The organism is Pseudomonas sp. 24 E 13, from assembly GCF_900004715.1.
Taxonomy (GTDB): Bacteria; Pseudomonadota; Gammaproteobacteria; order Pseudomonadales; family Pseudomonadaceae; genus Aquipseudomonas; species Aquipseudomonas orientalis_A.
Genome location: NZ_CVTO01000150.1, coordinates 156,574 through 183,551, shown reverse-complemented (window position 1 = coordinate 183,551; position 26,978 = coordinate 156,574). Strand labels below are relative to the sequence as shown.

Here is a 26,978-nt window from a genome sequence, read left to right as displayed (position 1 = left end):
GCACAGGCTCTACAGAAAAAGCACGTCAGACTCGATTGTTGTACAGATAATAATGCTCATGTTAGGCCTGCTAGAGAGGTATTCAAGCAAGATATCGCGAGGAGGTGAAGATTTAAAAAAACGCAACAGATGTTTAAAGCATAGACTGCGCAACTATTAATCGGTAGCTGGCATTGACTACCCCAACGACTGCAGAATCCTGGCGGCATTTAAATGCAGGTGAGGAATAGCCCATTTAATGTATCGCTTAACCCAATAAAAAAAATGGAAATGCAACCATGCGTCGATATTCCCTGCTTCACTTTTGTACCCTCGCTGCACTGTTCAATGCAACAACTCCCGCGGGCGCTTATGAGCTTTTTTCCCGAGATGACACCCATCTCAATGCTAACTTGGATGCGGTTTTTGGCGTTTTCCACAGTCGTGAAAGTTATCCAGCCTCTGGCCGGTTAACACAGGGGGCGTCCTCATGGCGAGAGGGCTACATCAAGTACGGCGTGAGCGGCGATCAGGGATTGCGAGGCGCAGGGACGGCCTATGGTGCCTTCTCACTGGTCAGTTCGGCCACTTGGGGGGACGGGGACGCTGCTGGCTACACTGATGGATCTGAGCGCACCACCAAGATTGAAGATGCTTATTTGGGATGGCGCTCGGGCAACCTGGTTGAAGTCCTTGGCAAAGACGGCATCGACTTTTCATTCGGTCGACAGAATATTGCAGTGGGCGACGGCTTCCTTATTCAGGGCGATGCCTTCAGTGCAGGTCGCGGCCTCGGCGACGGACAGTACAATCGTGGAGGTGCTTTCTACGTGGCTGCCCGCAAAGCGTTCGATAAGACAGCCGTGTTGCGCATTGGCGGTAAAGAGGGCTGGCGTGGCGATCTGATGTGGCTTAAATCCGATAACCCCTCTCAGGCCAATACCGAGATGTACGTCGGTACGCTGGAACACGTGGCTGCAGCCGGTACGGTTGGCCTGACGTACATCAACACCACGAAAATCGCTGAACAGTACGCTTCGCCCCTGCAGCTTGAGCGTGAAGGCATGAAGACCTACAGCGTGCGCGCAGTGGGTAATGCTGGCGTGGAAAACCTGTTTTTGTCGGGTGAATACGCCAGGCAAAACAAACCGAATGCGGCGAATGAGGACGCTTGGTATCTGGAAGCAGGGTGGACCTTTGCTGATGCTCCGTGGAGGCCGAGCGCCAGCTATCGCTACAGCCGCTTTTCAGAAGGTTATGACACCTTGTTTTATGGGACGGGTCGTGGCTACGGCACATGGTTCCAGGGTGAAGTGGCCAGTAACTATGCCGGCCCCTTCAACAATAACGCTCGTATCCAGAATGTTACGTTCAAGGTCAATCCTTTGGAAAGCCTGACCCTCGGAGCCATGTACTTTAATTACGACACCATCGATCGTAACGTGAGTAACACCGATGGTCATGAAATCGACTTGTATGCCGAATGGCGCGTTAATCAGCACTTGACCGTTTTGCCGTTGTTAGGCATCTACCAGCCAGACAAGAGCGCAGAGAAGGGGGGGACGCAGTTGGGTAACAACGATACAAATGTGTACACCCAGTTGGTGTTTTCTACGACATTTTGATACCTGGCAGGTGACTGATGTCACCTGTTTTTGTTCCTCGCCGTTTAGATAAAGTTGTATCCCTGCACACGCCATAGCTCACCGTCGGATCGCCGAGTTTTGCCTGGCAAACGTTCTGTACTTCTTGCGAGATCTAGCTTGATCAAAGAAAAGCATGACGTAAATAACGCAGTCAGCACTAGAAACCGGCAGAGCGTTTCATCCGTGCGCCTGGAATAGTTTCCACTTTTGCTCCTTGGTGGAGGTGCCCTCGTTCCCGAGGGCACCCTTTTTAGACAGCCACTCTTTTTGAGCGGTTCTTGGCCGCTTTATTCTGGCGTTGCGTTTCCCAAGACTATTTCGTCTGGAGCACTCACGATTTTAGCCCCATCGACTTTCCTGACAGCGTCGCCGCGACATCGAGCATCATTTCGCGCCAACGCCGAGGGCCGGCTTGAAGCTTGATGTCCGAAATTTACAATACCGTCACCAACCGCACGCCGATACTCGACCTCGATAGCGTGGGAGCAGTCGATACCTCCTTCAGTCGAGAATAATAATGTCCACTACCACAAACATAGACTTGATCTACTTGTCCGAGCGCGTATCGCTTCGATCGTTTCTGATTTGACCCAAACCTCATGCCACTGTAGGAGCGAGGTTGCTCGCTCCTACGCAGATTAGCGGAGCGAAGCTATGCACTCAGCCAGCAGTTTCTTCACCACTCGAGCAGGCCTGAACCTGCATGTCCTGCGCTCGGACTTTCTGCCGGCGGCGACCCTGCAAGCCATGCGCGACTGCAATGCGCAGGTGCGCACCGCCGAAGTCGCGGACGCCAGCCATTATGTGCACGACGACCAGGGCGCGGGCCTCAACCGCCTGGTCATCGAGTTTCTTCACAGACTCGCGATTTCCGGTCGATGAACCCGCGGGCACGCCTGATTGTATTGCTCTCATCATTGACGGCCTTCGGGCCGTTTTCGATTGACACTTACCTGCCCAGCTTCCCGCAAATCGCCGAGGACCTGTCGACCAGCACTGCGCAGGTGCAACACACCATCAGCGCGTTTCTCGCCGGGCTGTGCCTGGGCATGTTGTGCTACGGCCCGTTGTCCGACCGCTATGGCCGACGCCCTCTGCTGCTTGGCAGCCTGGTGCTGTACGCGGCAGCGACCCTGGGTTGCCTGTTTGCCGGCAGCGTCGAACAATTGATTGCCTGGCGCTTTTTCCAGGCGCTCGGTGGCGCGGGCGCGCTGGTACTGGCGCGCGCCGTTGCCAGGGACATGGTCGGCCTGGTGGAGGCCGCCAAAGTGCTGTCGTGGATGCACGTGTTGACGATGATGGCGACACTGGTCGCGCCGATGATCGGCACCTGGCTGGTGCTGATCCAGGGTTGGCGCACGATCTTCGCGACCTTGTTCATCCTGTCCAGCCTGTGCCTGTTGCTGGTTACCCTGACGCTTAAGGAAAGCCTGCCGATACAGGATCGCGGCGCGTCCGTGGCGGCGGCTTTCGCGGCCTACCTTGCCATTGCCCGCCAGCCCAGGGCGGTGGCACTGATCCTGTGCATGGCCTTGGGCTTTGGCGGCATGTTCGCCTTTATCACCGCTTCGCCTTTCGTGTACGTGGTGTATTTCGGTGCCTCGCCTCGGGTATTCAGCGCATTGTTCGCCTTGAACATCCTCGGCATCATCCTGGTGACCTTCATCAATGCGCGCTGGGTCGGCCGTTATGGGCCACAACGCATGCTCGGCGTGGGCGCGGTGCTGGTCAGCGGGGCAGGGCTGGGGCTGATGCTGGTCGGCTATACCGAATGGGGTGGACTGGCGAGTATCGTGTGTTGCATGGCGCTGTACATGGGTGTGACCGGGTTGATCGGCGCCAATTGCATGGCCAGCCTGATGACGCTGTTTCCACGCCGGGCCGGCGCGAGCGTGGCGTTGGGGATTTCGGTGCAATTTGCCACTGGCGCGCTGGCCAGTGTGTGGGTCAGCGAGTTGGCTGATGGCACCGCGTGGCCGATGTGCCTGGTGGTGGGGTGTTGCGGGTTGGGTAGTCTCGTCGCTTATGCGGTGAGCCGTCGCCTGCCTGCTCGGGCGGTCGCAATGCAAGCTTGAGTCCGGTGGCAGTTGAGTTGTCAGCCCTGACCAAGAATTCGGCAATACTGGACATGCCAGCCAGGCAAATCCGCTACACACTGTAGGCGTGATAGGCCCTGATAATAAAAAGGTAGTCTGGTATGTCGTTGTCTCTGGAAAACCCTTCTTCGTACTACACCATGACCCGTAAATACGATCTGTATTATCGGGATCTCGAAGGGGATATCGAGGCAGAGGTTGTGATTATCAGGGGCGGTTTTTCGGGTATCAACACGGCGCTGGAGCTGGCCGAGCGGGGTATCACCAACGTGGTGATGCTGGAAGCCAATTACTTGGGCTTCGGCGGTTCGGGGCGCAACGGCGGCCACGAGATGGCGGGCATCGGCCATGATCTGGAGAATATCGAAAAGGACGTCGGCCCCGAGGGGCTCAAGGCAATCTTCGAGATCAGCGACCTGGGTGCAAGCCTGATCAAGCAACACATCGCGCGGTATGACATCCAGGCAGATTTTCGGCACGGTTATGGTTACCTGGGCTTCAATAAGCGCCAGGGGAAGCTGTTGCAGTCCTGGGCCAAGGGTTTCCAGAGCCTGAATCCGGATCAAGAAATCACTTACCTGGAAGGTTACGAAGTGCGCAGCATCGTCGGGTCCGATATCTACACCTGCGCGCTCAAGCATATGGGCAATGGGCATATCCATTCGCTGAACCTGCTGCTGGGGCAGGCTCAGGCATTCACTGAAATCCATGGCAGCAGGATTTTCGAGCAGTCTCCTGTGCTTGAGGTGAACTATGGGACTCAAGTCCCCGCGCGAACCGCAAAAGGGTCGGTCAAGGCCGACAAACTGCTGTTTGCGTGCGGGGCCTTTCTCAACAAGCTGGACCGCTCGCTCGACAACTCCACCATCAACGTCTACGCAATCAATACGGTCACCGAGCCGCTGACCAATGAAATGATCGAGCGCATCAGCCCGATCCGTGGCGCCTTCAGCGATATCACGCCGATCATTGATTATTACCGGATCACCGCGGATAACCGGCTGATGTACGGCACCGCCGGCATGCTGCTCGAGTATGTCCCGCTGGACCTGAAGGCGTGGAACCATAAAAAGATGCTGAGACTGTTTCCCTACCTTGCCACCACCAAAATCGATTTGGCCTGGGGCGGCCCGACGGATTGCTCGTTGAACCTCTTCCCGCAGGTCGGCACGTTGGATGAGCATCCGAATGTGTTCTATGTGCAGGGATATTCCGGGTTCGGGGTCACACCCAGCCAGGTGATCGCCAGAGTCATCGCCGACGGCATGAGCGGTGGCTCGCCCGCCTGGGACGCGATGAGTTCAATTCCGCGCAAGCGTATTTTCGGCAAGGATCGTTTCAGGGCAGTGCTGTGCTCTCTGGGCAAGGTTTCTCGCCAACTCAATGCCTACCGTGTAGGCCGTCGTTAAGCAAACGTGGACTTCTGTTCATCAAGCCGGGATACCTCAATGAAAATTACAAAAAAAAATCCGATCGATAAAACTTCCGTTTACTTGTGTGCAGGGCTGGTCTCGGGGGCGGGCGCACTATTATTGAACGTGCTGCCGGTCCTGTTTGGAGCGTTTGCCGAGCGATTCGGGCTGGGCGAGCACCAACTGGGTAACCTCGCCATGGCGATGAACCTGGGATTCGGCGCGTTCGGGCTGGCGTCATTGCTGTGGATTCACCGGCTCAGCTGGCGGGTTATTTCGGCGTTGTCGTCGGCGCTGGTGGTGGGCGCGGTGTTGTTTGTTTTGCGCGAGCCTTCCTATGAAATGCTGCAGGTGATCATGGCCTTGGCGGGTGCCGGGACAGGCGCCTTGTATGCCCTGGCCATGACGATTTTCGGTGACAGCTCTCGGCCCGAACGTGCGTTTGGTTTCAAGCTGGGTATCGAGACGGTACCGGGCGCCTTCCTGCTCATCCTGCTGCCAGTGGCGGTGGCGCCGGTGTGGGGCTTTGAAGGCATGTTGATCACCATCGCCCTTGCCATGGTGGTGATGGGCATTCTGCCGCTGCCTTGGGTGCCGCGTCGCAGCGAGCGCCAATTGGATGCGTCCGATGCTGCTGTCCAGATTGCCAGTACTGAGAGTCGCGCCATCGTGTGGTTGAGTCTGGTGGCCAGCCTGGTGTTCCTGACCGGCATCATGTCGGTGTGGGCGTTTCTCGAACTGATGGGGAAAAAGACCGGACTGAGCTCCGATACCATCGGGATGGTGCTGGCGCTGGGCTTTTTGATCAATGCAGGCGGTGGTTTCATCGCGTCGGCAATCGGCCTGAAGGTGGGGCGCTTCATGCCGGTGGCGGTTATCATACTCGCGGAGTTGCTGGGCCTGGTGGCGCTGGCGCAGTTTTCCTCTCTGACGACCTATGTCGTAGGGGTCATTTGCTTCCTGTTTTCGATCAGCTTCGTGCTGGCTTACACCTTTGGCGTCATGGCCGAGTTCGACCTGTCGGGCAAGCTTGTCGCGTTGGGCGCACTGTGCCTGTCTCTCGGTGCGGCATTCGGGCCAGCTATCGGTGGGTTCCTGATCGAGGCGTTTGGCTACTCAGCGGTATTCGTGTTCTCTGGCGCCTGTTCGGTTGCGGTCCTGGCCATCTATGGTGCTGCGGTGTTGAGAGCTCGGTTGGCGTTCAATCGCGCCAGGGATTCAGACACCGCAGTCATGTCCAGACTGTGAAGCAGGCGACCACCTGTTATTCAGCGCGCACTGCGCTGCTGCGCTGAGCCTCGACGAACGCCGCCAGGCGTTCGCTGGCATCGGCATTCAGCTCTTTGTAAGACTCCCCGGTGGCCTGCGCCATGGTCTTGATCATGCGCTTGGGCGCCAGCCAGTAGTACAACGCCGCCGACTGGCCTTTGAGTCATGCGCTGAAGTTGGATTTCGCAGCGCGTGGTCGACACCACAGGCTATCGGGCCTGGTCTGCGAACTATATGGGCTGGCGCCCTTGCACAAAGGTTTGGCAACAGCAGGCAAACTACGGCCTTCCAGTTGATTTTTTTGCGAGTTGGCGCGCTCTGTGCTTAATCATTAAAAGTAAGATTTTTTTGTTACCTGAATCACGTGAAAAGCGCACTAATAATGGGCGTGCCCCTGGGAGAATATGATGAATGGTCAAGCGTTGTCGGCATGGAACGAAAGTGTGAACGCGGCTTGCGGTCGTTTCGAAACGCGCTATGACCATTGCCAGAGCCTTTTCATCGGGGAAATGAAACAAACACTGATAGGCAGCACGGCTGTTGCTCACATCCGCAGCAATGCCCATGTGATTGCCATGGATAGTCGGTCAAGCGGGCGCGATTCAGTGGGCCGGTGTTTCCTTGTGTTACAACAGCAGGGTTCAATGGCCATTGAACTGGGGGACCGGGTGGTTGACCTGCGGGCGGGTGACCTTGCTTTGCTCGACTTTTCCGAGGGGGTAAAAATGATCCCCCAGGGGTTGTTTTCCCATGTGTCGATCCCTCTGCCGCGTGAGCTGTTCAAGGACCTGGAGCGCGCCCGCTTCGGCAAACTGTCGACTACGGGGGGTTGTGGTCAACTGCTTGGCACGCTGGTGCGTCAGGTCGCTGGAGGCGAGCTGGCTCAGTGGTCTTGCCCGCAGGATGGCGACGGCGTGCAACGAGCCTTGGTTGCCTTGCTTGAGTCGGTGATGGAGTACCGCGCCAGCGACCACTCGCCGGGGTGGCAGTTGCATGAAGTGCAATCGGTCATCCAGCAGCGGCTCGACTCACCGCGGCTGTCGCCGGCGTCGTTGTCCGAAGAACTTGGCATTTCCAGCCGCCAGCTCTACCGGCTGTTCGAGGCCAGTGGCGACAGTGTTTGCCGGTACATTATGCGTGAGCGGCTGTTGAAGGCGGCGCAGGATTTGCGCGACCCCGTTTGCTCGCATCGCTCGATCACCGAGATCGCCAGCTATTGGGGGTTTGCCGACTCGGCGCATTTTTCCAAGACGTTCAAAAAGCAGACGGGGCTGACACCGAGCACCTACAGAAGTCGCGGGCGCTGAGTCCGGGTTCAGCGAACCGTGCGGATATGACTGCTTTCGTGTCGCATCCGCGCGGCGTTTTGTTGTCCGCGATTTGAGCGCAACCTGACAATAATTTGCAAAATGCTGTCCAGCATGTCCAATCAATCGGCGCCCGACTGCATCAGAATTTCTGTGTACCAGCTTAGAAACCGGCCCACAGCGATCTGATCCATTCATTCATTGAAACGGGTGCTTCATGACCAAGAAAGTATCGTCTTCCCTTGTGCTTCTGGCTGCACTGGCCTGCGGCTTTCCACACGCGCAGGCGCAATCCTCCGAACCGTTGCAGAGCACCATTGAGAACAAGCTGAACGGTATTGCCGCCAGCCGGCCGAAGAAAGACGCCAGGACAGTTGTCGAGCAGGTCTACACCGAGCAGACCCAGATCACCGGCGAAGGGGTAGCGGAGCGTTATCAGGGCAAGGCGCAGCTTACCGGCCTGGTTCAGCACCTGATGGCGGGCTCCAGGAGCACCGTCATCCATCTCAACCGGTTGGTGCAACTCAACGATGAGTCGGCCTACACCTGGGTGACGTGGGACGTGACTCCGGCCGGCAACGAGGAGCAGTTGAGTACGGCGGGGCGATGCGTGTCTGCCGTACTCGTTCACAAATAATGTTGGATCTCTACCTATCAGGTAGATAGAGATCTGCTTTTGATCTGCCCTCAAGTTCCTTCGTGTCAGTAGCGGATGATCACCGATTTCAGCTCGGTATAATCGTCGATAAACGCACTGCCGAACTCACGCCCGACACCCGACGCTTTCATCCCGCCAAACGGCACGCTGGGGTCGACGAAGGTGTGCATGTTGACCCACACCGTGCCCGCTTCGATTCGCGGGATCAGACGCAAGGCCTTGGACAGGTCGTTGGTCCAGATGCTGGCGGTAAGGCCGAACGGGCTGTCGTTCATTAGCTCGACCAGTTCTTCTTCATCGTCGAACCCCAGCACGCACACCACCGGGCCGAAGGTTTCTTCGTGCAGCAGTGGGTCGTCCTTGCCGGTGGCCACGATCAGCGTCGGTTCCACGTAGTAACCGGCGCGGTCCACTGCACGTGCGCCGCACACCACCTGGTTGCCCTGCAGGGCGCGGTCGAAAAAGCCGAGGATTTTGTCGAAGTGCGGCTTGTTCGACAGCGGGCCGAACTGGGCGTGTTCGTCCAGGGGCGAACCGATGACCATCTGCGACAGCATCGCGGCCATCTTCTGCGTCACTTGCTCGACGAGGGAGCAGTGCACGAACAAGCGCTCCGGTGAGGCGCACACTTGACCCTGATGCACATAGGCCGACTGCACGAAGCGCGCCACGGCGTCATCGACATTGGCATCGGCCAGTAGTGCCGCCGCGTTCTTGCCGCCCAGTTCCAGAGTGACGCGGGTCAGGTCGGCGGCCATGGCGGCCTTGCCCACGGCAATGCCGGTGGGCACCGAGCCGGTGAACGACACCTTGCGCACCTGCGGGTGTGCGATCAACTGCTGACCGACCTGGCCACGGCCGTTGACCACGTTGATCACGCCCGCCGGAATCCCGACCTCAATCGCCAGTTCTGCCAGGCGTAGCAGAGACAGCGGCGTGTATTCGCTGGGTTTGAGCACGACGGTGCAGCCGGTAGTCAGCGCGGCGCCGAGCTTCCATACGCCGATCATCAACGAGAAGTTCCACGGCACGATGGCCGCCACCACGCCCACCGGTTCGCGCAGGGTGTAGGCGCTGTACTGCTCGCCGTCCATGGCCGGAAACGACGGGGTCATTGTCTGGCCGCCGATCTTGCTCGCCCAGCCGGCGAAGTAGCGCAGGAACACCGCGCTCTGGCCCACTTCGATATGCCGCGACAGGTTGATCGATTTGCCGGAACTCAGGGTTTCCAATTGCGCCAGTTCTTCGCCGTTGGCTTCTATCAGATCTGCCAGGCGGTTGAGCAGGACGCCGCGCTGGTAAGGCGTGACCTGTGCCCAAGCGCCCTTGAAGGCTGTAGCCGCGCTGTCGACGGCCAGGTTCACATCTTCGGCCTGCGCATCACGCAACTGCGCAACGGTCTCGCCGGTGCCGGGGTCGATCACGCCGATGCGCTGCGCTGACGCGCTGGTGTGCACGGCACCATCGATGAAGTTGGAATGATCGCGACCCAGGAAAGCAACGACTGAGGGCAATAAGGCAATGTGCATGGCGGGGCTCCAGTGAAAGGTTCGTCGCGCCCGTTGGGCGCTCGAAAGACCTCTGCATTAAAAGCCGATACGCGCCTGGCTGCTTGTTCAAGCCTGCCAGGAAGTTGACTATGCGCGACAGGCTATGTCGCGGCTGGCCTAGGGCTCGCCGAGGTTGTCGAACACCGTTTCGAGCAGGCGGCTCAGGCGCTGGATCTGCGCTTCAGTCATGCCGGTGAAGCTGCGTTTGAATACATCGCGGGTCGCCACCTGGATGCGTTCGATCGCCGCGCGGCCCTCAGGGGTGATTCGCACCTGGGTGACGCGGCCGTCGTCCTCGCAGGGCGCGGTATCGACCAGGCCATCTTCCTTCATGCGATAGACCGTCTTGGTGATGGTAGACAGCTTGGCGATCGCGTGGGTGGAAATCTCAGAAATGCTCGACTGGCCGTTCTCCTTGAGGATCAGCAGCACGCGCCAGCGCGGGATATCCAGGCCGATTTTCTTCAACGCCTTTTCCATGTACTGGCTGTAGCGGCCATGCACCATGGCCAGCCAGTAGAACGGAAAGTCTTCCTTGTGAAAGTTTTCGCTGCCGGGGTCGTAGCGGTTTGCGGTTTTTTTTACAGAAGTCATGGCGTGCTCATGTCAGAGGAGGCGAGTAATCATAGACTTTTCTCGTGAATTGGGCACGGTTATTGAGCCGTACGGTCTGGGTCGACAATCATAAATATAATTGACAATTCACGTAATATTCGGTGAGTGTGAAAAAAAGGAAAGGGCGCATCGGGCGTCCGTATTCCGTAATTCGTACTGAAGGTGACGTGACATGACCCTGGTGATTGAACAGCTTTCCCTTGGCGGCGATGGTCCGACCGTGATGGTCAAGGACACTATCGATATCGCCGGCCTGCCAACGCGTGCGTCGAGCCAGGCCCTGGCGGATGCCGCGCCGGCCACCGCCCACGCCGATGTGGTGCAGGCCTTGCTGGACAAGGGCTGTCGCCTGGCGGCGAAAACCAGTCTGCACGAGCTGGCGTTCGGCACCACGGGCATCAATCACTGGGCCGGCACCGCGCCGAACCCGCGTTTTCCGGGGCGTATTCCAGGCGGTTCCTCCAGCGGCTCGGCAGCTGCCGTGGCTGCGGGGCTGGCGGATTTCTCCCTGGGTACGGATACCGGCGGTTCGGTGCGCATCCCCGCGTGTTGCTGTGGTGTGTTCGGTTTTAAGCCGACGTTCGGACGGGTCAGCCGCCGTGGCGTGATGCCGACGCACAGCAGCCTCGACTGTGTCGGCCCGTTTGCCGCGAGCCTGCCGATGCTGGTCACGGCCATGCAGGCGATCGACACGACCTTCAAGCCCGTGCCGACACCCGCCGCGCCGCGCCTGGGGATTGTGACGGTGCAGGCCAGCAAGGAAGTACAGCGCGTGATCGACGCTGCCATCGCCGGCAGCCAATTGCCCAATGAACCCCTCACGCTGCCCAGCCTCAAGGCGGCCTATGACGCCGGCATGGTGGTGATCAACCGCGAGACCTTCGATGCCTGCGGACATTTGCTGGACACCGGCAAGGTCGGCGCCGACATCGCCGCGCGCCTGGCGGCCGCCGACAACACCACGGCCACTGCGCTGGCCGAGGCCGAGCAGGTGCGCCTGCGCTTCACCGCCGAAGTCGATGCGGCGCTGCAACAGGTCGACGTGCTGGTGCTGCCAACCATGCCGGACTTCCCCTTGACCCTGGCCGAGGCGACCGACACCCAGGCGGTGCTGGGCATGACCGCCTTCGTCCGCCCGTTCAACCTGTCGGGGCATCCGGCGCTGAGCATCCCGCTAGCCAGTGCCGAGGGCCTGCCGGTTGGCCTGCAACTGGTGGCCGCCAAGGGCGCGGATGAGCAACTGCTGGCCATCGCCGGTCGCCTGCTTGAAAGCCTGTACGCTGGGCATGGTGGCTGAAATGAGCACAAGCATTCCCCGCGCAGACTTGGAACAACGCCTGCGTCGCTTTGAGATCCAGGACAGCGTCCGCGCCTGCATGAACCGCTACATGGTGTTGTGTGACGCCCTCGACGCACACACGCCGCTCGACGAACTGGCCGGCTTGTTCACCGAAGATGCGGTGTGGGAGGGCAAGGGCGCCAAGTACGTCCAGAGCTTCGGCGGCTATCGCGGGCGCGCAGCCATTGCCGCGATGTTCGCCGGCTACATGAAAACCCCGGCGCACTTTGCCCTCAATGTGCACTTCCTCGCCAGCGAGCTTATCGAGGCGCGGGACGCCGCCGTGGTCGGCAGTTGGGTGATGTTGCAGACGTCCACCTTCGCCAGCGGCGCCTCCCACCTCAACGCCGCGCGTCTGAGCGTGCGCTTTGCCGAGGAAGACGGGCAGTGGCGCATGGCGCATTTCCAGACCGAAAACCTGTTCAGCCGCCCGGTACAGGCGTGGAGCAGCGACGCCGAGCTGCCGGTGCCCAAGCCTGCCGCACAGGTGAGCGATAGCGCTCACGAATAACCCCTGACTTTCATATTCCGCGACTGCCGATAACGGCGGGCGCGCTGTGCGCGTGGCGCCTGGAGATTGCTTTGAAACTGTTCGAACTGTTGACCTTCACCTTGCGTGTACGCACCGTGCCGCAAGCCTTGCCACGCCTGGAGCAGAGTTTGCGCGAGGCGGGCGAGGGCGTGCATTTGATGGGCTGCTGGGTATCGGAAATCGGCTCGCAGAATCTTATCGCGGTGCTGCGCGGGTTCGACGATGGCGGCTGTCGTGAACGCGAACGCGAGCGCTATCTGCTGGCGTCCGATGGCTTTGCGATCGGCGAATTTCTGCTTGAACAGCAAGTGGATGATTACAGCGCCTTCGATTTTGTCGAACCGCTGCCTCCCGGGGCTCATGGCCCGTTCTATGAATTGCGCGAATACAACCTCGTGCCCAGCGGGCTGGCACCGACGTTGCGTGGTTGGGTCAAGGCCGTGGAGCGGCGCACCGGACCGGACTATTCCCAGGTGTATGCCGCGTTCTATGCCACCAGCGGGCAGATTCCGCGCTACTTGCACATCTGGCCCTACAGCTCGCTGGAACAGCGCCTTGAAGTGCGCACTCGCGCCGTGGCCGAAGGCGCCTGGCCGCCGGAAAATTCCGCGCCGCAACTGTTGCAGATGCACTCCACGGTCTATCTGCCGGCGCCGTTCTCGCCGCTGCGCTGAAAAAATTGCACAGAGCACCCCCTGTAGGAGCGAGCTTGCTAGCGGAGAACTCTCAGACACCGCGTTTATCCAGGTGGTACACGTCATCGTTGAGGTTTTTAGCGGGCAAGCTCGCTCCTAAATTTTTATATTTTTTAAAAATAAATTTTTAATTTATTAACGATAATCCCATTTAAAACAATGAGTAATACTTATTTCATCCAATATTTACGCAAAATATTACGTGATTAGTATTGTTTTTAAGCGTGATAAATCAATTGACAATTCACGTAACCAAGCTCAAATTCACCCCAACGGCACCCACAAAAACAAAGGTAACCACTATGCCGATCCATCGCCCTCGTTACGCCCCGCGTCCCCGCTCGACGCTGAATTCCCGCCCAGCCCAATACCGTTCCTGAAAACGGAGTCAATCTATGCATTCGCTTAAAAAACCAGCGGTTGATACGGTGAGCTCGCTTGCCAGTGGCCCCGCCTTCGAAGCCTTGCTGGTCGATGTGCGTGAACGTGCCCGAGCCGGCGAGTTCGACTGCCAGCGCCACATTTCCCAGGACGTGATCGAGGCCTTCAAGCAGCACGGCGTTTACCGGGCACTGGTGCCCAAGCGCTTTGGTGGCCTGGAGTGTTCGCCGGCCGAGTTCTGCCAGGTGATCGAGCGTATTGCCCAGGCCGATGGTTCCGCCGGTTGGGTTGCCAGCTTCGGCATGAGCCCGGTGTACCTCGCGGCGCTGCCGCTGGAGAGCATCGCCAAGGTGTATGCCAACGGTCCGGACGTGGTGTTCGCCGGTGGCATCTTCCCGCCGCAACCGGCGGAAGTGGTCGAAGGCGGTTTTGTGGTCAATGGTCGTTGGAAATATTCCAGCGGCTCCCTGGGCTCCGACATTGTCGGCGTCGGCATCGCCCCGAAAAACGGCGACACTTTCGGCCTGCCACGCATTGCGGTAATGCCGCGCAGCGCGATCCGCATCGACGAAACCTGGGACACCGTCGGCCTGCTCGGTACCGGTAGCCATGACCTGGTCGCCGAACATGTGCGGGTCTGCGAAGAGTGGACGTTCGTGCGTGGCGGCTTGCCGAATCTGGACGAGCCGTTCTTCCGCTACCCATCGCTGTCATTCGCCACCCAGGTGCTCTCGGTGGTCAGCTTGGGCGTTGCCCGTGCGGCACTCGATGCCCTGGCCGACATGGCCAGTGGGCGTGTCTCGGTCACTGGCGCCCCGGCGATTGCCGATCGGCCCCTGGCCCAGGTCGACATTGCCCGTGCCGAAGCCGAGTTGCGTGCCGCACGGGCGTTTTTCTACGAATCCATCGACCGCGCCTGGGACTACGTCCTGGCCGGCGACGCGGTACCCGTGACCGCGACTAACCTGCTGCGGCTGTCGTCGACCCATGCCACCCGCGTCGCCGCCGATGTGGCGCGTACCGCGCAAATGCTCTCGGGCATGAGCGGCGTGTACAACGACAGCCCGCTGGCCCGCTGCGTCAACGACGCCCAAGTGGTGACCCAGCACGCCTTCATGGGCGACATCACCTATCAAAACGCCGGAGCCATGTTCTTCGGCAAACAGCCTTTGCCTGGCTACCTCTAACCGTCGAGGAAATAAAATGAGCGATAAAAAGACCTTGCGCGTGCTGTTCTGCATGGGCATCAACCAGAATTTTTTCGATGCCGCGCGCGACGAGCAATTGCAGGTGTGGGCAGCGTTCAGTGCAATGTGGAACGGCATTCACGACCTCGCCGGCGTCAAGGTGCTGGGCAACATGGATGACGACCAGAGCATGGTCGGGCCTTCCGATGGCTTCCCCTGGACCACCTACCTGCTGGCCGACGTGCCGGACATCGATACCGTGCATGCCGCCTGCAACCTGTTTCGCACAACACCCGTGGGAGATGGCCCGTACAAGCTGTGGCGCTACACCAAGATCGAAGCCCGGGTTGGGCGCGAGCTGATCATTCAGCGTACTTGATGCCGACGAGGACACTCCCATGAGCAAGCTGATTCCCGCAGTAAACCTTGACGTCGACCCCGCCGACCTGGTTCAGGCCGACCGCGTCCACACCTCGATGTACACCGACGCGCAACTGTTCGACGCCGAGCTGGAGAAGATTTTCTACAGCACCTGGATCTGGGTTGCCCACGCAAGCGAGATCCCCGACAACGGCAGCTACAAGACCACCTATATCGGCAAGCAGCCGGTGATCGTGGTGCGTGACCGCAAGAAAGACGTGCACGTGCTGCTCAACCGCTGCCGTCACCGTGGCGCCACCGTATGCGAACACAAGAAAGGCAAGACCAACAGCTTCGTCTGCCCGTACCACGGCTGGGGCTACGCGCTCGATGGCTCGCTGCGCGGTATTCCGCACCCGGAAAGCTACGGCGATTGCATCGACAAGGCCGAGCTGCCTCTGGTCAGCCTGCGCACCGAAAGCTATGCCGGCATGATCTTCGCCACGTTCAAGGACGACATCGAGCCGCTGGAGGACTACCTCGGCGCGGCGAAAAAATGGATGAACCTGTTCATGAAACAGGGCGCCGGCTATGGCATCAAGGTCCCGGGCGAACACCGCTTCCGTTTCCCCGGCAACTGGAAGATCCAGCTGGAAAACACCACCGACGCCTACCACTTCCCGTTGGTGCACAAGAGCTTTCTGTCGTCGGTGGACGAGCAGACCCTGGCGCTGTTCGACTTCGTCAAGGGCCCCGGCTACGTCGAGGACCTGGGCAACGGCCACAGCGTGATGGTGATGATTCCCGACCTGATCGACCTCGAAGCCGACCTGGACAAACCGATCCCCGAGCGCTTCGAAGGCCTCGCGGCCGAGCTGCGTGACGGAGGTATCGAAGAGCAACAGGTGCGCCGGATCGTGCGTGCGGTCGGCGGCACCGGCTTCAACCTCAACCTGTTCCCCAATGTCGCTTGCTCGATGGCGTTCTTCCGGGTGCTGCAACCGATCTCGGTGACCGAGACCGAAATCCACCACTCGGTGATCACCATGGACGGCGGCCCGGCCGTGGCCAACCGTTATCGCCTGCGTCTGCATGAGCACTTCCAGGGCCCGATGGGCTTCGGCACCCCGGACGATTCCGAGGCCTGGGAACGGGTCCAGAAGGGCGCCAGCGCCGGTGAACGCCTGTGGATCATGCTCAACCGCGGCTTGCCCGGCGAGCAGGCCAGTGCAGACGGGCTGGTATCCGATGTGAGTGCCGAAACCGGCATGCGCGCGGCCTATCAGCAGTGGAAAAAGATGATGTCGGCCTGACCCGTGGAGAACCTTATGAACCTGCAATTACTGCACGAAGTGACCGCTTTCATCTGGCAGGAAGGCGACATGCTCGACCACGGGGAATACGACGGCTGGTTGAAGATGTGGACCGAGAAGGGCACCTACATCATACCCATCGATCCTCTGGAAACCGACTTCGAGAACACCCTCAACTACGCCTACGACGACCATCATATGCGTGAGCTGCGGGTGCAACGCCTGACCGGCGGCGAATCGATTTCCACCAGCCCGCAACCGCGCACGGTGCGCATGCAGTCGCGGTTTCGGGTGTTGGCCGATGACGGCGTGCAGGTGACGGTGCGCTGCGCGCAGAACATCCGTGAGTTCCGCAAGGAAAGCCTGAAGTTCTACAGCGCCGACCTCACCTACCAACTGATCCGCAGCGAGGGTGGTTTCAAGATCCAGCGCAAAGTGGTCAGCCTGATCAACAGTGACGATGCCCTTGCCGGTATCGGCTACATCCTTTAAGGAGCGCCGAAATGAGCCAGATCGCATTGGTGACGGGCGCGGGTCAGGGCCTGGGGCAGCATTTCTGCGCGAGCCTGCTGCGGGCCGGGTACTCGGTGGTCATTACCGACCTCAACCTTGACGCCGCGCAAGCCTGCGCCAAACAGTTGGATCCCGCCGGCGAGCACACGCTTGCGCTGCAACTGGACGCCGGCAGCAAGGCCGATTTCGAAGCGGGCCTGGAGCAGGTGCTGGCGCGTTTCGGCGCGCTGCACGTGGTGGTCAATAACGCGGCCGTCACTAAGACCACGCCGCTGATGCAGATCAGCCCCGAGGAATTCGACGCCGTGGTCGGCCTGAACCTGCGCAGTGTGTTCCTTGGCTGCCAGGTGCTGGGCGCGCACATGGCCGAAACCGGCTATGGACGCATCATCAACATGGCCTCCCTGGCCGGGCAAAACGGCGGCACCGCGACCGGCGCGCATTATGCCGCGAGCAAGGGCGGCATCGTGACGCTGACCAAGATCTTCGCCAAGGAATTTGCCGCGCGCGGGGTGACGGTCAACGCGATTGCCCCAGGCCCTATCGAATCGGCGGCGGTGCGCGCGGCGATTCCGGCCGAACGCTTGCCGGGCCTGATGGCCAATATTCCGGTGCAGCGCCTGGGCGATGCGGATTTTCTCGGTGACTTGATTGTGCAGTTGGCACGCCCCGAGGCGTATTTCGCTACCGGAGCCACTTGGGATGTGAATGGCGGCCTGTTCATGCGCTGACTGATACCGGCCGCTACGGCGGCCTTTGCGAACTCCATGGAATAATGGCCATGACTGAAGAACTGTTGGACGTAGTCGTGCGCAAGCGCGAGCTGCAAGGGGACGGTGTTGTCGTCCTGGACCTGACCCGCCGTGACGGCGCGCCGCTGCCGATGTTCGATGCCGGTGCGCACGTCGATATCCATATCGGGCCGGGGCTGGTGCGCCAGTACTCGTTGTGCAGCAACCCTGCCGACCCGAGCCTGTATCGCCTGGGTGTGCTCAGGGATCCGGCCTCGCGCGGTGGTTCGGTCGGGGTGCATGACATCCTGCTCGAAGGTCACGAGGTGCAGATAAGCCTGCCGCGCAACCTGTTTGCGCTGGCGGCCGATGCGCGGCGTTCAGTGCTGTTGGGTGGCGGTATCGGTGTCACGCCGATCATTGCCATGGCCTATGCGTTGCACGCGGCCGGCCAAACTTTCGAACTGCACTACTGCGGGCGTGAGCGTAAGCGCAGTGCGTTCCTCGCGGAACTGGCCAGCGCACCGTTTGCCGCGCAGGTGTTCACCCACTTCGATGACGAAGGGCCCGAGCAGAAGCTCTATCTGGCCAAGGTGCTGGGCAAGGGCGAGGCCGGCGTGCACATGTATACCTGCGGCCCCGCAGGGTTCATGGACTGGGTGATCCAGGGCGCGCGCAAGCAGGGCTACAGCGAGTCGCACATCCACAAGGAATATTTCCAGGTGGAAGTGGACAACTCGGGTGGCAGTTTTGAAGTGGTGGCCGCACGCAGCGGCAAGACCGTGCAGGTGGCCGAAGGGCAGAGCATTCTCGCCGCGCTGGCGCAGGTGGGCGTCAAGATCGAGATTTCCTGCGAGCAGGGGGTGTGCGGGACCTGCCTGTGCGACGTGCTCGAAGGAGAGCCGGACCATCGCGACGTGTACCTCACGGACGATGAAAAGGCCGGCAATGACCAAATTCTAGTGTGCTGTTCACGAGCCAAATCCAAAAAACTCGTGCTGGATATCTAAGGGGAACGACCATGATAGATGTAGGCAGCTTTCGCAATGCAATGGCCATGCTGGGCGGTGCCGTGTCGGTCATCACCACCGATGGCGCCGCAGGACGGTTCGGCTTTACAGCGTCGGCGGTCTGCAGCGTGACCGACTCACCGCCCACGCTGTTGGTGTGCATGAACCGTTCCTCTCATTCCAACGAGCATTTCAAGCGCAATGGCGTGGTGTGTGTTAACACCCTATGCGGCGATCATCAGCACCTGTCCGGTGCTTTCGCCGACCGCACGCTGAGCATGGATGAGCGCTTTGCTGTGACGGGGTGGACCACCCTGGAAAGCGGCGCGCCGGTGATGCTCGAAGCGCTGGTGAACTTCGACTGCCGGATCGCGCAGGTCCACGAAGTGGGTTCCCACAGTATTTTCTACTGCGAGGTGCAGACCATTCGCCAGAGCGGTGCGGACGAGGGCCTGGTATATTTCAACCGCGCCTATCACCGCCTGGGTGAAGCCTCCAAGGCTTGCTGAATGCCACGTTCGCTGGAGAGCGAACGGTAGCCGGGTTCAGACAAACCCGGCCGGAGGAACTCAGATCAATTCTTCCACCAACTGCAGGCAATGTGTAAGCCCCGGCGACTGGTCATTCATCCGCCGGCTCAGAATGATCGGCGAGGTCGCAGTGGTTTCCACAACAGGCGTGTAGCCGATGTCCGCGCGGTGCAGCACCTGCACCGAAGCCGGTACCAACGTCACACCCATGCCCGCGCCGACCAGGCCGATGGCGGTCTGCAATTCGTTGGTCCATTGCGCCACCTTGAGGCTCAGGCCATGGGCGTCGAACAGCGCGATCACATGGTCTGCATAACTGGGACGCGGATTGCCGGGGTACAGCACAAAAGGCTCTGCGGCCAACTGGGCGAGGGTGGCTGGTGCGGCCAGCAACGGGTGGCGGGCGGGCAATACGGCGACTAGTCGATCTTCCACCAGTACGCGCTGGACGATGGCCGAGTCGTCGATGCGGATTCGCCCGAAACCCACATCGATCCGCCCGGCCTTGAGCGCTTCGACCTGTTGTAAGGTGGTCATCTCCGACAGCCCCAATTCCAGCTCCAGCGCCTCGTGGGTGCGCAGCATGCGAATCAGTTCCGGCAACACGCCATACAGGGTCGACGGCGCAAAGCCGATGCCCAGCCAAGTCTTCTCTCCCTGGCCGATGCGCCGCGTGTTGGCGCACACCGTGTTCAGCTGTTCCAGCAGCACATTGGCATGCTCATAAAAAAACCGTCCGGCCTCGGTCAGCCGCAGCGGCCGGCCGCGTTCGAGCAGAACAACCCCCAGCTCATCCTCCAGTTGCTGGATCTGCCGGCTCAAGGGCGGTTGGGCGATGTGCAGGCGTTCGGCGGCGCGGGTGAAGTTAAGGGTTGCCCCCAGCGCTTGGAAATAACGCAGGTGACGTAGTTCCATGATCACTCCCTCCATACCCTAAGGGTATTGTTCGAGACTCATTCTATATTGGATGCCCTGAAGAATAGGGAACAGAATCGGATCAAATCTAAAAAGAACTCAACAGGTATCGCCATGCCCATTTGCGCCATAGAGTCGATCGAGACCATCATCGTCGACCTGCCCACCATTCGCCCGCACAAGCTGGCGATGCACACGATGCAGAACCAGATCTTGGTGATCATCCGCGTGCGCTGCGCCGACGGCATCGAGGGCATCGGCGAATCCACCACCATTGGCGGCCTGAGCTACGGCAATGAAAGCCCCGACAGCATCAAGGTCAACATCGATCGCCATTTTGCGCCGCTGCTGATCGGCCAGGACGCCAGCAATATCAATGCGGCCATGTTGCGCCTGGAGCGCAGTATTCGGGGCAACACCTTTGCCAAGTCCGGCGTCGAAAGCGCCTTGCTCGATGCGCTGGGCAAACGCTTGAACCTGCCGGTCAGCGAACTGCTCGGCGGCCGCGTGCGCGATGCGTTGCCGGTGGCCTGGACCCTGGCCAGCGGCGACACCGAAAAGGACATTGCCGAGGCCGAGAAAATGCTCGACCTGCGCCGCCACCGCATCTTCAAATTGAAGATCGGCGCCGGTGAGGTCGACCACGACCTGGCCCACGTGATCGCAATCAAAAAGGCCCTGGGCGACCGCGCCAGTGTGCGCGTGGACGTTAACCAGGCGTGGGACGAGGCGGTGGCATTGCGCGCGTGCAAGGTGCTTGGCGACAACGGTATCGACCTGATCGAGCAACCGATTACCCGCAATAACCGCGGTGGTATGGCGCGGCTCAACCTGTCGAGCCCGGCACCGATCATGGCGGATGAATCCATCGAATCTGTGGAGGACGCCTTCAACCTGGCCCGCGAAGGCGCGGCGTCGGTGTTCGCCCTCAAGATCGCCAAGAACGGCGGCCCCCGCGCGGTGTTGCGCACGGCGGCAATCGCCGAGGCGGCGGGCATCGGCCTGTACGGCGGCACCATGCTCGAGGGCGGTATCGGCACCCTGGCGTCGGCGCATGCATTCCTCACGCTGAACAAACTGGCGTGGGACACCGAACTGTTCGGCCCACTGCTACTGACCGACGACATCCTCACGGAGCCGCTGGTGTACCGTGATTTCCACCTGCATGTCTCCACCGCACCGGGCCTGGGCCTGGCCATCGATGAGGAGCGCCTGGCGTTCTTTCGTCGTGACAAACACTGAGAGGCACCTGCCATGTTGTTCCATGTGAAAATGACCGTGAACCTGCCCCTGGACATGAACCCCGAGCGCGCGGCCAGCCTCAAGGTCGATGAGAAGGCCCTGGCGCAGCGTCTGCAACAGGAAGGAAAATGGCGCCACCTGTGGCGTATCGCCGGACATTACGCCAACTACAGCGTGTTTGATGTCGACAGCGTGCAAGACCTTCACGACCTGCTGATGCAACTGCCGCTCTTCCCTTATATGGCCATCGAAGTGAACGCCTTGTGCCGGCACCCTTCGTCGATCCATGAAGATGACCGCTAAGCCTGTCATTCACCCAATAATTACAAGATGAGGAATGCACTATGTCCACCCGACTGTCACAGACCGACCACGCTCAACAGTTTCTTGAAGAGGCCAGCGGCAACCTTAACGATGGCGGCAACCCGCGCACCAAAGCGTTGGTGTACCGAATTCTGCGCGACACCGTGAACATCATCGAAGACCTGGAGGTGACCCCCGAAGAATTCTGGAAGGCGGTCAACTACCTCAACGAACTGGGCAAGAACCAGGAAGCCGGGCTGCTCGTCGCGGGGCTGGGGCTGGAGCATTACCTGGACATGTTGATGGACGCCGCCGATGTCGAGGCCGGCAAGACCGGTGGCACCCCGCGTACCATCGAAGGCCCGCTTTACGTGGCCGGTGCGCCGTTGTCCAAGTACGAAGCGCGGCTGGATGATGGGACCGATGCCGCCGCGCCGCTGTTCATGCGTGGTCAGGTGCGCGATACCGACGGCAATCCACTAGCCGGCGCGATTGTCGATGTGTGGCAAGCTAATACCGGCGGCACGTATTCGTGGTTTGACCCGACGCAATCGGAGTTCAACCTGCGTCGACGCATCGAAACCGATGCCCAGGGCAACTATCGTTTCCGCAGCATCGTGCCGTCGGGTTATGGCTGCCCGCCGACCGGGCCGACCCAACAGTTGCTTGATCAACTCGGGCGCCACGGGCAGCGGCCGGCGCATATCCATTTCTTTATTTCGGCACCGGGTTACCGGCACCTGACCACACAGATCAACCTGTCGGATGACCCGTACTTGCACGACGATTTTGCGTATGCCACACGCGATGAACTGATCGCCGAAATCCGCTTCAGCGACGATCAGCAACTGGCGCGGGAGTTGGGCGTGCAAGGGCGCTTTGCGCGGATTGATTTCGACTTTGAGCTGCAGGTGGCCGCTGCACCGGTAGAGCAGAAGCGCATGCAGCGCGTTCGTGCGCTCGAGGATTGAGCGCGGTAGGGCAGGTGAGTACCTGACTGTTCGGGATTACGGTGTGTCGGCCAGTCTATCGACCGATAGATCGCAACGGGGGCGCAAGCAGACTTTAGTTGCATTGCCTGGTCAGCGGATGCTGGCCAGGCTTGGCGCAGAGGCTTTTTTGGAGAAACTCAGCCGAATTGATCTGCATATTCAACTACGGTTTTAGACTTCCTGTTACGTGTTAGCTGATAAGAAAAAATTGCCAGCCACATGAACCAGCCTGGCATCACCATCAAGACGACGCTCAGCCATTTCGCGGCTGAGTACCGTGCACTGTTCGCCAAGGGTCGGCTATTCCTGCAGCGACCGGTATCGCGTTTGCCTTGGGCGTACTGTCGCTGCTCGGTAAACGTGTGCCCATTTCGTTGAGAATCTTTCTGTCCGCGCTGGCGATTCTTGATGACCTTGGTTCTGTACTGATCATCGCCCTGTTTTACACCAGCGGCTTGTCGGTCAGCATGTTGCTGGCCTCACTGAGCGTTATTGTGTTCCTGGTGATGCCCACGTGGGTCGCTTTCGCCGTTGTACCCATCTTCGGTTTTGCCAATGCGGATGTCTCTCTTGCCGGTATCTCGCCCAATAACCTGATCGACCCGGTACCTCTGGGAGTAACGCTTGGGCTATTGCTAGGCAAGCAAATTGGCGTGTTTGGTTTGGCTGCGCTGGCTATTCGCGCAGGGCTGGCCAAGCTGCCTGAGAAATGTGATTGGTCTCAGCTGTACGGTGTAGCGCTGCTGTGCGGAATTGGTTTCACAATGAGCCTGTTCATCGGGGCGCTGGCTTTCCCGGATAACCTGCATTTGGTCGATGAGGTGAAGGTTGGGGTGCTAATGGGCTCCATTCTTTCCGCTGTCCTCGGTGTTGCTGTTCTTTTGAAGGCTAAACTTTGCCGTTCCCAACCGCTCAGGATCGTACCTTTCTCAAAGGCCTGTGAGTTTGTCACGGAAAGTCGGAACTCCACGTTCAGCAGACATGCCGGCGCCGGTAAAAAACACAACCTTTCGAGCGTCAGTCACGGCTTTGATGGCGCGATCCCAGCATGTCCTCTGGAAGCTTTGTCGGCTGCAGAGCAAACGAACGGGGTGTGGTAGCTGCTATCGATTGCGGAGCTGAAGACTGGGCCCATCGGGGACACGTCAGTATCTGACGCTTCTTCAATCCGTCCTGCCAGAAGCACCTGAAACTGAGATGGATAGTGACGCAGGAGGAATTTGGCGTCACGGCGTACCCTTTCTGGCATCGATAAGTCTCGGGAGAGCTCGAGCAGAAACGCCCCCGTTTGGATGACTGCCCGGGTACGTTCAATCGGCATGGTCATGTTTAAGCCCTCTTGGTCATCGTGCTGCCGCAATTAGGTGCTCACGCTTGGCGAGTGCTTCCTATGATGTCTTGACCTACAGTTAGTTGACGTGCCGTATCGGCCACACAGAGAACATGCTACTAGGTTCCTTAGGCTAAGGCCCCCATGCGTGAGTGCTTGGACGAAATCAATCGGCGTTATGCTGCGCAACGGATTCCTGTGCAGAACACGTTAGCCCTGCCCGAAGTGAAGCCACCAAACCCCGACAAATAGCCAACATCGCCCACCATCAGCAGTCCTTGGTTGCGTGTTTGAAAACATCCATTGACTTGGTGAGGGTTCAAAAGATCTATGGTATTTCTTACTGAAACGTTATCCCTAGATGCGTGGATCAGCCGGCGAGCCTTCAACCCGGTTCCAGTTCGCATCCGCCTAACAGGGCCCGGTCCAGAAACCTGTTCTGTTTATCAGATCTGTTCCGAAGCAAGCCCTGAGCATGCTCTTCAAAATCTGCTTTCATTTTCCACTTGAGTGTCTTTACTTTTCGTCTCCCCTTCATTATCCCCCCTTTTTGAGTTTCAAAAGTCATAGTAATACTAGGTGCATCAAGCACTGATGGAGACTATCTCCAACGCAGAAAGCGAGTAACTGTCTTAATTTGCCGAACACACGATGAGCGGCAGGGTTGTTGTGCGTTGGAGAAATTTCCTCGCCCTGGAAGCGCTTTGATGAAATTCGATGCAGGTCGGTGCTTGAATCGCATGCGACCGCCTGGCAAAGTCTGATGCGAACGAGTGCTCTGTGAAACCACATCATATCTCCATGTTTGGTATCCATGCGGTTATTCAGCCAGCGCTGTCTAGTCAGCGCGTTAGCCGAGGAGGTCATTCAGGTCGGAGTCATTGAACCAGCAGTGACTACGACGGTATAGCAAGCTCAACTATCTTGGCTGACCTGTAGCGGCCAGCAGGCCTGAACATGCAAAGTACTAATAGAGCGGTTGATGGAAGCTTATATTTCTCACTGTCTCCCTAAGGGTCCAAAAAGCTGGGTATTGGATGCTGCCGAATAGTTCTCTGATAGCTGAAAGTTCTGTTGTTGAAGGTGCCTGGGGCAATACAACACCCGTGATTTCTTTTTCCGACGAAGATCCAGGTCACCCAGTTTGTAACTGGCTGAAGCAGTTCGGTAAACGACCGCGCTTTGATCAGTAGAGATGCCGTTAAAGACGGTAACGCTCTCTAGCTCCTCTAAAGTCCAGTAGGTGCGACCGCTGATGGACGGAGGGCACATCATGTGCACATGCCTAACCTCTACGTCCGTGACTGCAGATAGGTAGTACTGTAATTCGTAAGCACAGTTGAGTATGGCTGCACGATTGGTCTGCCCCGTGTGCAGGGAGATGATAGTGGCAACAAAGCATAGTCCCTCCATTTCGCCGTGAGTCCAATTCCGTACCTCACGCTGAGCGGGGTCATAAACAAAAATCAATTAGGGCACCCTGACTGGTAGAAGGCATCGGTTTTGGAAAATGCTCTGCTTGCGATGGATAGAAAAAAAGCCCACAGCAGCGCCAAGAAATTTCCCTTGCGGGTTTGCGTTGCCGCAACGCAATTCTACCGAAATGAACACTATAGATTGTAGCCCTATAGTGATCAAAAAGGCTTCATCGTTCCTTTTGCGAGGAATGGTCATGGAAGTGAAGCAGGCGTTCGGGATTGCGCTCCGAAATGCCAGGGTTCGTCGGGGCTTAACGCAGGAAGATTTCTACGATATCAGCAGTAGGACCTACATCAGCACGCTAGAGCGCGGGCTGAAAAACGTTACCATTGACAAGGCAGCTGCATTGGCCGAGCGCACTGGCGTTCATCCTCTCACTCTGATAATCGAGACTTTCCTGATCCTCGACCCAACAGTTAATCTAGCCTCCCTGATCAGACAGGTGCAGGAAGAAATGGAAGCGGCTTCTAAGTGAAGGGGGGGGGAGAGGAGAGGAGCCACAGCAGCCCAAGGAGTCGAGAACGCAGCATCGAACTGGCGCTTCAGCAAATTGGGTGAGGCGACCGCTGGCTTACCGCCGTACTTTCCAGGGCGGCGTCGATAACCTGTCTGAGAACGCAGACCTTCAAGGCGCATCAACGAACAGCTCGTAGAATGCTTGTGGTGGTATTGGGGGAAATACGCAACTAGCACGGTTGAAGTTACAAGCGCCAGCTGAGTGCAGCGTGAGTGCCCCACCAGTTAAAAGAAAACTGATGCTCTGGCGACTCCTGAAGTGGCTGGCATTTCTTTCTTCATCTGTTCCGGCACATGGTTGAAGGTCTAGCCTGTAGCGTGCAGGGTAAGGGACCGGCAAACCCACCTTCCGACCCCGGCCAATAAGGGCAATTGTGTCCGCGTAATTTTATGCGGACACAACTACCCTTAATGTCAGGATCGCCATGCGCCAACGTAATTCCTACACAAAATCCTTCAAGGCCCAAGTCGTCCATGAATGCCTGCAACCTGGCGTTTCCGTGGCAGCCATCGCGATGAGTCATGGTATCAACGCTAATGTCGTGCGCCGTTGGCTACCGCTTTACCGCGATCAGCCGGTCGCCACCTTGCCAGCGTTCATTCCTTTGAAAGTCGAATCGAAACCAGTAGCTCAAGCGTCGGCGATCATTGAATTACCGATTGGCCAGCAAACGCTTACGGTGAAGTGGCCAATTTCCGATCCCGAAGGATGCGCCCGACTCATTCGAGGGCTCACCCAATGATCCGCATCGATGCCATCTGGCTCTCCACCGAACCCATGGACATGCGTGCTGGCACCGACACTGCGTTGGCCAGGGTGATAGCGGTGTTCGGTGCGGCGAAGCCGCACTGTGCTTATCTATTCGCCAACCGCCGCGCCACTCGCATGAAAGTCCTGGTGCATGATGGGTTTGGCATCTGGCTGGCTGCCCGCCGATTGAATCAAGGAAAGTTTCACTGACCAGGAATTCGTCAAGGCTCTGAACTTGAGTTGGATACCGAGCAACTTCAGGCTTTAGTGCTGGGCTTGCCTTGGCAGCGCGCTGGGGCTGGCGGTGTGATCACACTGCTTTAACGG

Annotated in this window: 26 protein-coding genes and 2 pseudogenes; 24 read left to right on the top strand and 4 right to left on the bottom strand. The window is 58.9% G+C overall.

Going from position 1 to position 26,978, the window contains the following annotated elements; translation table 11 throughout:
- Window positions 1-278: 278 nt before the first annotated feature.
- From BFP90_RS22335 to BFP90_RS22305, 7 genes and pseudogenes are all read left to right on the top strand, one after another.
- Entirely contained in the window at window positions 279-1,604 is a 1,326-nt protein-coding gene (locus tag BFP90_RS22335; protein WP_041931474.1) for a hypothetical protein, read from the top strand.
- A 732-nt stretch (window positions 1,605-2,336) separates the two neighbouring features.
- Window positions 2,337-2,507 (top strand): annotated as a pseudogene (locus tag BFP90_RS22330) (alpha/beta fold hydrolase); the annotation flags it as partial.
- Window positions 2,504-3,700, top strand: a complete 1,197-nt coding sequence (locus BFP90_RS22325) for a multidrug effflux MFS transporter (RefSeq protein ID WP_065892724.1) — start codon at window positions 2,504-2,506, stop codon at window positions 3,698-3,700. The pseudogene BFP90_RS22330 and the gene BFP90_RS22325, both read left to right, overlap by 4 nt.
- Before the next feature lie 122 nt (window positions 3,701-3,822).
- The gene (locus BFP90_RS22320; RefSeq protein WP_065898001.1) at window positions 3,823-5,130 is read left to right on the top strand and encodes an NAD(P)/FAD-dependent oxidoreductase; all 1,308 of its coding nucleotides are present in this window, start codon (window positions 3,823-3,825) and stop codon (window positions 5,128-5,130) included.
- A gap of 6 nt (window positions 5,131-5,136) precedes the next feature.
- A complete protein-coding gene (locus tag BFP90_RS22315) occupies window positions 5,137-6,381 on the top strand; it encodes an MFS transporter (RefSeq protein WP_240998955.1) in 1,245 nt (414 codons plus the stop codon).
- A gap of 428 nt (window positions 6,382-6,809) precedes the next feature.
- Window positions 6,810-7,709 carry a transcriptional regulator FeaR gene (gene feaR, locus BFP90_RS22310; protein ID WP_065892727.1) on the top strand — a complete coding sequence of 300 codons (900 nt, stop codon included), beginning with the start codon at window positions 6,810-6,812 and terminating at the stop codon, window positions 7,707-7,709.
- A 217-nt stretch (window positions 7,710-7,926) separates the two neighbouring features.
- Complete coding sequence (locus tag BFP90_RS22305) at window positions 7,927-8,346, top strand: hypothetical protein (RefSeq protein ID WP_015372115.1); 420 nt, start codon at window positions 7,927-7,929, stop codon at window positions 8,344-8,346.
- 65 nt (window positions 8,347-8,411) lie between these two features.
- Here the strand turns inward: BFP90_RS22305 and BFP90_RS22300 are convergent, their stop codons facing one another.
- Together BFP90_RS22300 and BFP90_RS22295 are read right to left on the bottom strand one after the other, a co-directional pair.
- Window positions 8,412-9,896 (bottom strand): aldehyde dehydrogenase family protein, encoded by a 1,485-nt coding sequence (locus BFP90_RS22300; protein WP_015372114.1) that lies wholly within the window; start codon window positions 9,894-9,896, stop codon window positions 8,412-8,414.
- A gap of 138 nt (window positions 9,897-10,034) precedes the next feature.
- Window positions 10,035-10,511: a MarR family winged helix-turn-helix transcriptional regulator gene (locus tag BFP90_RS22295; RefSeq protein WP_015372113.1), complete on the bottom strand. Its 477-nt coding sequence runs from the start codon at window positions 10,509-10,511 to the stop codon at window positions 10,035-10,037.
- Between the two features lie 193 nt (window positions 10,512-10,704).
- Here BFP90_RS22295 and BFP90_RS22290 point away from each other — a divergent pair, with 193 nt between their 5' ends.
- The 10 genes from BFP90_RS22290 (at window position 10,705) to BFP90_RS22245 (ending at window position 19,102) form a co-directional block, all read left to right on the top strand.
- Window positions 10,705-11,829 (top strand): amidase, encoded by a 1,125-nt coding sequence (locus tag BFP90_RS22290; protein WP_065892728.1) that lies wholly within the window; start codon window positions 10,705-10,707, stop codon window positions 11,827-11,829.
- Window position 11,830: 1 nt separating this feature from the next.
- Window positions 11,831-12,382: a nuclear transport factor 2 family protein gene (locus tag BFP90_RS22285; RefSeq protein ID WP_065892729.1), complete on the top strand. Its 552-nt coding sequence runs from the start codon at window positions 11,831-11,833 to the stop codon at window positions 12,380-12,382.
- A gap of 71 nt (window positions 12,383-12,453) precedes the next feature.
- A complete protein-coding gene (locus BFP90_RS22280; RefSeq protein WP_015372110.1) occupies window positions 12,454-13,077 on the top strand; it encodes an NIPSNAP family protein in 624 nt (207 codons plus the stop codon).
- 416 nt (window positions 13,078-13,493) lie between these two features.
- Entirely contained in the window at window positions 13,494-14,666 is a 1,173-nt protein-coding gene (gene iacA, locus BFP90_RS22275; RefSeq protein WP_015372109.1) for an indole-3-acetate monooxygenase, read from the top strand.
- Window positions 14,667-14,682: 16 nt separating this feature from the next.
- Entirely contained in the window at window positions 14,683-15,045 is a 363-nt protein-coding gene (locus BFP90_RS22270; RefSeq protein WP_015372108.1) for a hypothetical protein, read from the top strand.
- A gap of 19 nt (window positions 15,046-15,064) precedes the next feature.
- The gene (locus BFP90_RS22265; RefSeq protein ID WP_065898000.1) at window positions 15,065-16,339 is read left to right on the top strand and encodes an aromatic ring-hydroxylating oxygenase subunit alpha; all 1,275 of its coding nucleotides are present in this window, start codon (window positions 15,065-15,067) and stop codon (window positions 16,337-16,339) included.
- Between the two features lie 15 nt (window positions 16,340-16,354).
- Complete coding sequence (locus BFP90_RS22260) at window positions 16,355-16,831, top strand: aromatic-ring-hydroxylating dioxygenase subunit beta (RefSeq protein WP_015372106.1); 477 nt, start codon at window positions 16,355-16,357, stop codon at window positions 16,829-16,831.
- Window positions 16,832-16,842: 11 nt separating this feature from the next.
- On the top strand, window positions 16,843-17,583 hold the full coding sequence (locus BFP90_RS22255; protein ID WP_015372105.1) for an SDR family NAD(P)-dependent oxidoreductase: 741 nt from the start codon (window positions 16,843-16,845) through the stop codon (window positions 17,581-17,583).
- A gap of 50 nt (window positions 17,584-17,633) precedes the next feature.
- Window positions 17,634-18,593 (top strand): PDR/VanB family oxidoreductase, encoded by a 960-nt coding sequence (locus BFP90_RS22250; RefSeq protein WP_015372104.1) that lies wholly within the window; start codon window positions 17,634-17,636, stop codon window positions 18,591-18,593.
- 11 nt (window positions 18,594-18,604) lie between these two features.
- Window positions 18,605-19,102, top strand: coding sequence for a flavin reductase (locus tag BFP90_RS22245; RefSeq protein WP_003232688.1), 498 nt, complete (start codon window positions 18,605-18,607; stop codon window positions 19,100-19,102).
- Between the two features lie 60 nt (window positions 19,103-19,162).
- Here BFP90_RS22245 and BFP90_RS22240 read toward each other — a convergent pair whose 3' ends face one another.
- The gene (locus BFP90_RS22240) at window positions 19,163-20,038 is read right to left on the bottom strand and encodes a LysR family transcriptional regulator (protein ID WP_015372103.1); all 876 of its coding nucleotides are present in this window, start codon (window positions 20,036-20,038) and stop codon (window positions 19,163-19,165) included.
- A 114-nt stretch (window positions 20,039-20,152) separates the two neighbouring features.
- Between BFP90_RS22240 and BFP90_RS22235 the strand changes: the two genes are divergently transcribed.
- The 4 genes and pseudogenes from BFP90_RS22235 to BFP90_RS22220 form a co-directional block, all read left to right on the top strand.
- Window positions 20,153-21,280, top strand: coding sequence for a muconate cycloisomerase family protein (locus tag BFP90_RS22235; protein ID WP_065892731.1), 1,128 nt, complete (start codon window positions 20,153-20,155; stop codon window positions 21,278-21,280).
- A 12-nt stretch (window positions 21,281-21,292) separates the two neighbouring features.
- Complete coding sequence (catC, locus tag BFP90_RS22230) at window positions 21,293-21,583, top strand: muconolactone Delta-isomerase (RefSeq protein ID WP_015372101.1); 291 nt, start codon at window positions 21,293-21,295, stop codon at window positions 21,581-21,583.
- Between the two features lie 41 nt (window positions 21,584-21,624).
- The gene (gene catA, locus BFP90_RS22225) at window positions 21,625-22,554 is read left to right on the top strand and encodes a catechol 1,2-dioxygenase (protein ID WP_015372100.1); all 930 of its coding nucleotides are present in this window, start codon (window positions 21,625-21,627) and stop codon (window positions 22,552-22,554) included.
- Window positions 22,555-22,868: 314 nt separating this feature from the next.
- A pseudogene (locus BFP90_RS22220) lies at window positions 22,869-23,456 on the top strand (Na+/H+ antiporter NhaA); the annotation flags it as partial.
- A 140-nt stretch (window positions 23,457-23,596) separates the two neighbouring features.
- Here BFP90_RS22220 and BFP90_RS29440 read toward each other — a convergent pair.
- A complete protein-coding gene (locus tag BFP90_RS29440; protein WP_305117495.1) occupies window positions 23,597-23,896 on the bottom strand; it encodes a BPSL0761 family protein in 300 nt (99 codons plus the stop codon).
- A 1,681-nt stretch (window positions 23,897-25,577) separates the two neighbouring features.
- On the opposite strand from BFP90_RS29440, the gene BFP90_RS22215 reads away from it, so the two are divergent.
- The 3 genes from BFP90_RS22215 to tnpB all read left to right on the top strand — a co-directional run bounded on the left by BFP90_RS22215 (window position 25,578) and on the right by tnpB (window position 26,861).
- Window positions 25,578-25,859 carry a helix-turn-helix domain-containing protein gene (locus BFP90_RS22215; protein ID WP_042944669.1) on the top strand — a complete coding sequence of 94 codons (282 nt, stop codon included), beginning with the start codon at window positions 25,578-25,580 and terminating at the stop codon, window positions 25,857-25,859.
- A 466-nt stretch (window positions 25,860-26,325) separates the two neighbouring features.
- Window positions 26,326-26,643 (top strand): IS66-like element accessory protein TnpA, encoded by a 318-nt coding sequence (locus BFP90_RS27720; protein WP_083203303.1) that lies wholly within the window; start codon window positions 26,326-26,328, stop codon window positions 26,641-26,643.
- Complete coding sequence (gene tnpB, locus BFP90_RS22210; RefSeq protein WP_083203302.1) at window positions 26,640-26,861, top strand: IS66 family insertion sequence element accessory protein TnpB; 222 nt, start codon at window positions 26,640-26,642, stop codon at window positions 26,859-26,861. The genes BFP90_RS27720 and tnpB overlap by 4 nt, the downstream gene beginning before the upstream one ends.
- Window positions 26,862-26,978: the final 117 nt, after the last annotated feature.

Coding starts and splice junctions, on each gene's coding strand:
- BFP90_RS22260 (WP_015372106.1), top strand. CDS start 16,355: ATGAACCTGCAATTACTGCACGAAGTGACCGCTTTCATCTGGCAGGAA.
- BFP90_RS22335 (WP_041931474.1), top strand. CDS start 279: ATGCGTCGATATTCCCTGCTTCACTTTTGTACCCTCGCTGCACTGTTC.
- BFP90_RS22235 (WP_065892731.1), top strand. CDS start 20,153: ATGCCCATTTGCGCCATAGAGTCGATCGAGACCATCATCGTCGACCTG.
- iacA (WP_015372109.1), top strand. CDS start 13,494: ATGCATTCGCTTAAAAAACCAGCGGTTGATACGGTGAGCTCGCTTGCC.
- BFP90_RS22255 (WP_015372105.1), top strand. CDS start 16,843: ATGAGCCAGATCGCATTGGTGACGGGCGCGGGTCAGGGCCTGGGGCAG.
- BFP90_RS22320 (WP_065898001.1), top strand. CDS start 3,823: ATGTCGTTGTCTCTGGAAAACCCTTCTTCGTACTACACCATGACCCGT.
- BFP90_RS22300 (WP_015372114.1), bottom strand. CDS start 9,896: ATGCACATTGCCTTATTGCCCTCAGTCGTTGCTTTCCTGGGTCGCGAT.
- BFP90_RS22295 (WP_015372113.1), bottom strand. CDS start 10,511: ATGACTTCTGTAAAAAAAACCGCAAACCGCTACGACCCCGGCAGCGAA.
- BFP90_RS22325 (WP_065892724.1), top strand. CDS start 2,504: ATGAACCCGCGGGCACGCCTGATTGTATTGCTCTCATCATTGACGGCC.
- BFP90_RS22240 (WP_015372103.1), bottom strand. CDS start 20,038: ATGGAACTACGTCACCTGCGTTATTTCCAAGCGCTGGGGGCAACCCTT.
- BFP90_RS22285 (WP_065892729.1), top strand. CDS start 11,831: ATGAGCACAAGCATTCCCCGCGCAGACTTGGAACAACGCCTGCGTCGC.
- BFP90_RS22245 (WP_003232688.1), top strand. CDS start 18,605: ATGATAGATGTAGGCAGCTTTCGCAATGCAATGGCCATGCTGGGCGGT.
- tnpB (WP_083203302.1), top strand. CDS start 26,640: ATGATCCGCATCGATGCCATCTGGCTCTCCACCGAACCCATGGACATG.
- catC (WP_015372101.1), top strand. CDS start 21,293: ATGTTGTTCCATGTGAAAATGACCGTGAACCTGCCCCTGGACATGAAC.
- BFP90_RS22270 (WP_015372108.1), top strand. CDS start 14,683: ATGAGCGATAAAAAGACCTTGCGCGTGCTGTTCTGCATGGGCATCAAC.
- BFP90_RS29440 (WP_305117495.1), bottom strand. CDS start 23,896: ATGCCGATTGAACGTACCCGGGCAGTCATCCAAACGGGGGCGTTTCTG.
- BFP90_RS27720 (WP_083203303.1), top strand. CDS start 26,326: ATGCGCCAACGTAATTCCTACACAAAATCCTTCAAGGCCCAAGTCGTC.
- BFP90_RS22265 (WP_065898000.1), top strand. CDS start 15,065: ATGAGCAAGCTGATTCCCGCAGTAAACCTTGACGTCGACCCCGCCGAC.
- BFP90_RS22290 (WP_065892728.1), top strand. CDS start 10,705: ATGACCCTGGTGATTGAACAGCTTTCCCTTGGCGGCGATGGTCCGACC.
- BFP90_RS22250 (WP_015372104.1), top strand. CDS start 17,634: ATGACTGAAGAACTGTTGGACGTAGTCGTGCGCAAGCGCGAGCTGCAA.
- catA (WP_015372100.1), top strand. CDS start 21,625: ATGTCCACCCGACTGTCACAGACCGACCACGCTCAACAGTTTCTTGAA.
- feaR (WP_065892727.1), top strand. CDS start 6,810: ATGAATGGTCAAGCGTTGTCGGCATGGAACGAAAGTGTGAACGCGGCT.
- BFP90_RS22305 (WP_015372115.1), top strand. CDS start 7,927: ATGACCAAGAAAGTATCGTCTTCCCTTGTGCTTCTGGCTGCACTGGCC.
- BFP90_RS22215 (WP_042944669.1), top strand. CDS start 25,578: ATGGAAGTGAAGCAGGCGTTCGGGATTGCGCTCCGAAATGCCAGGGTT.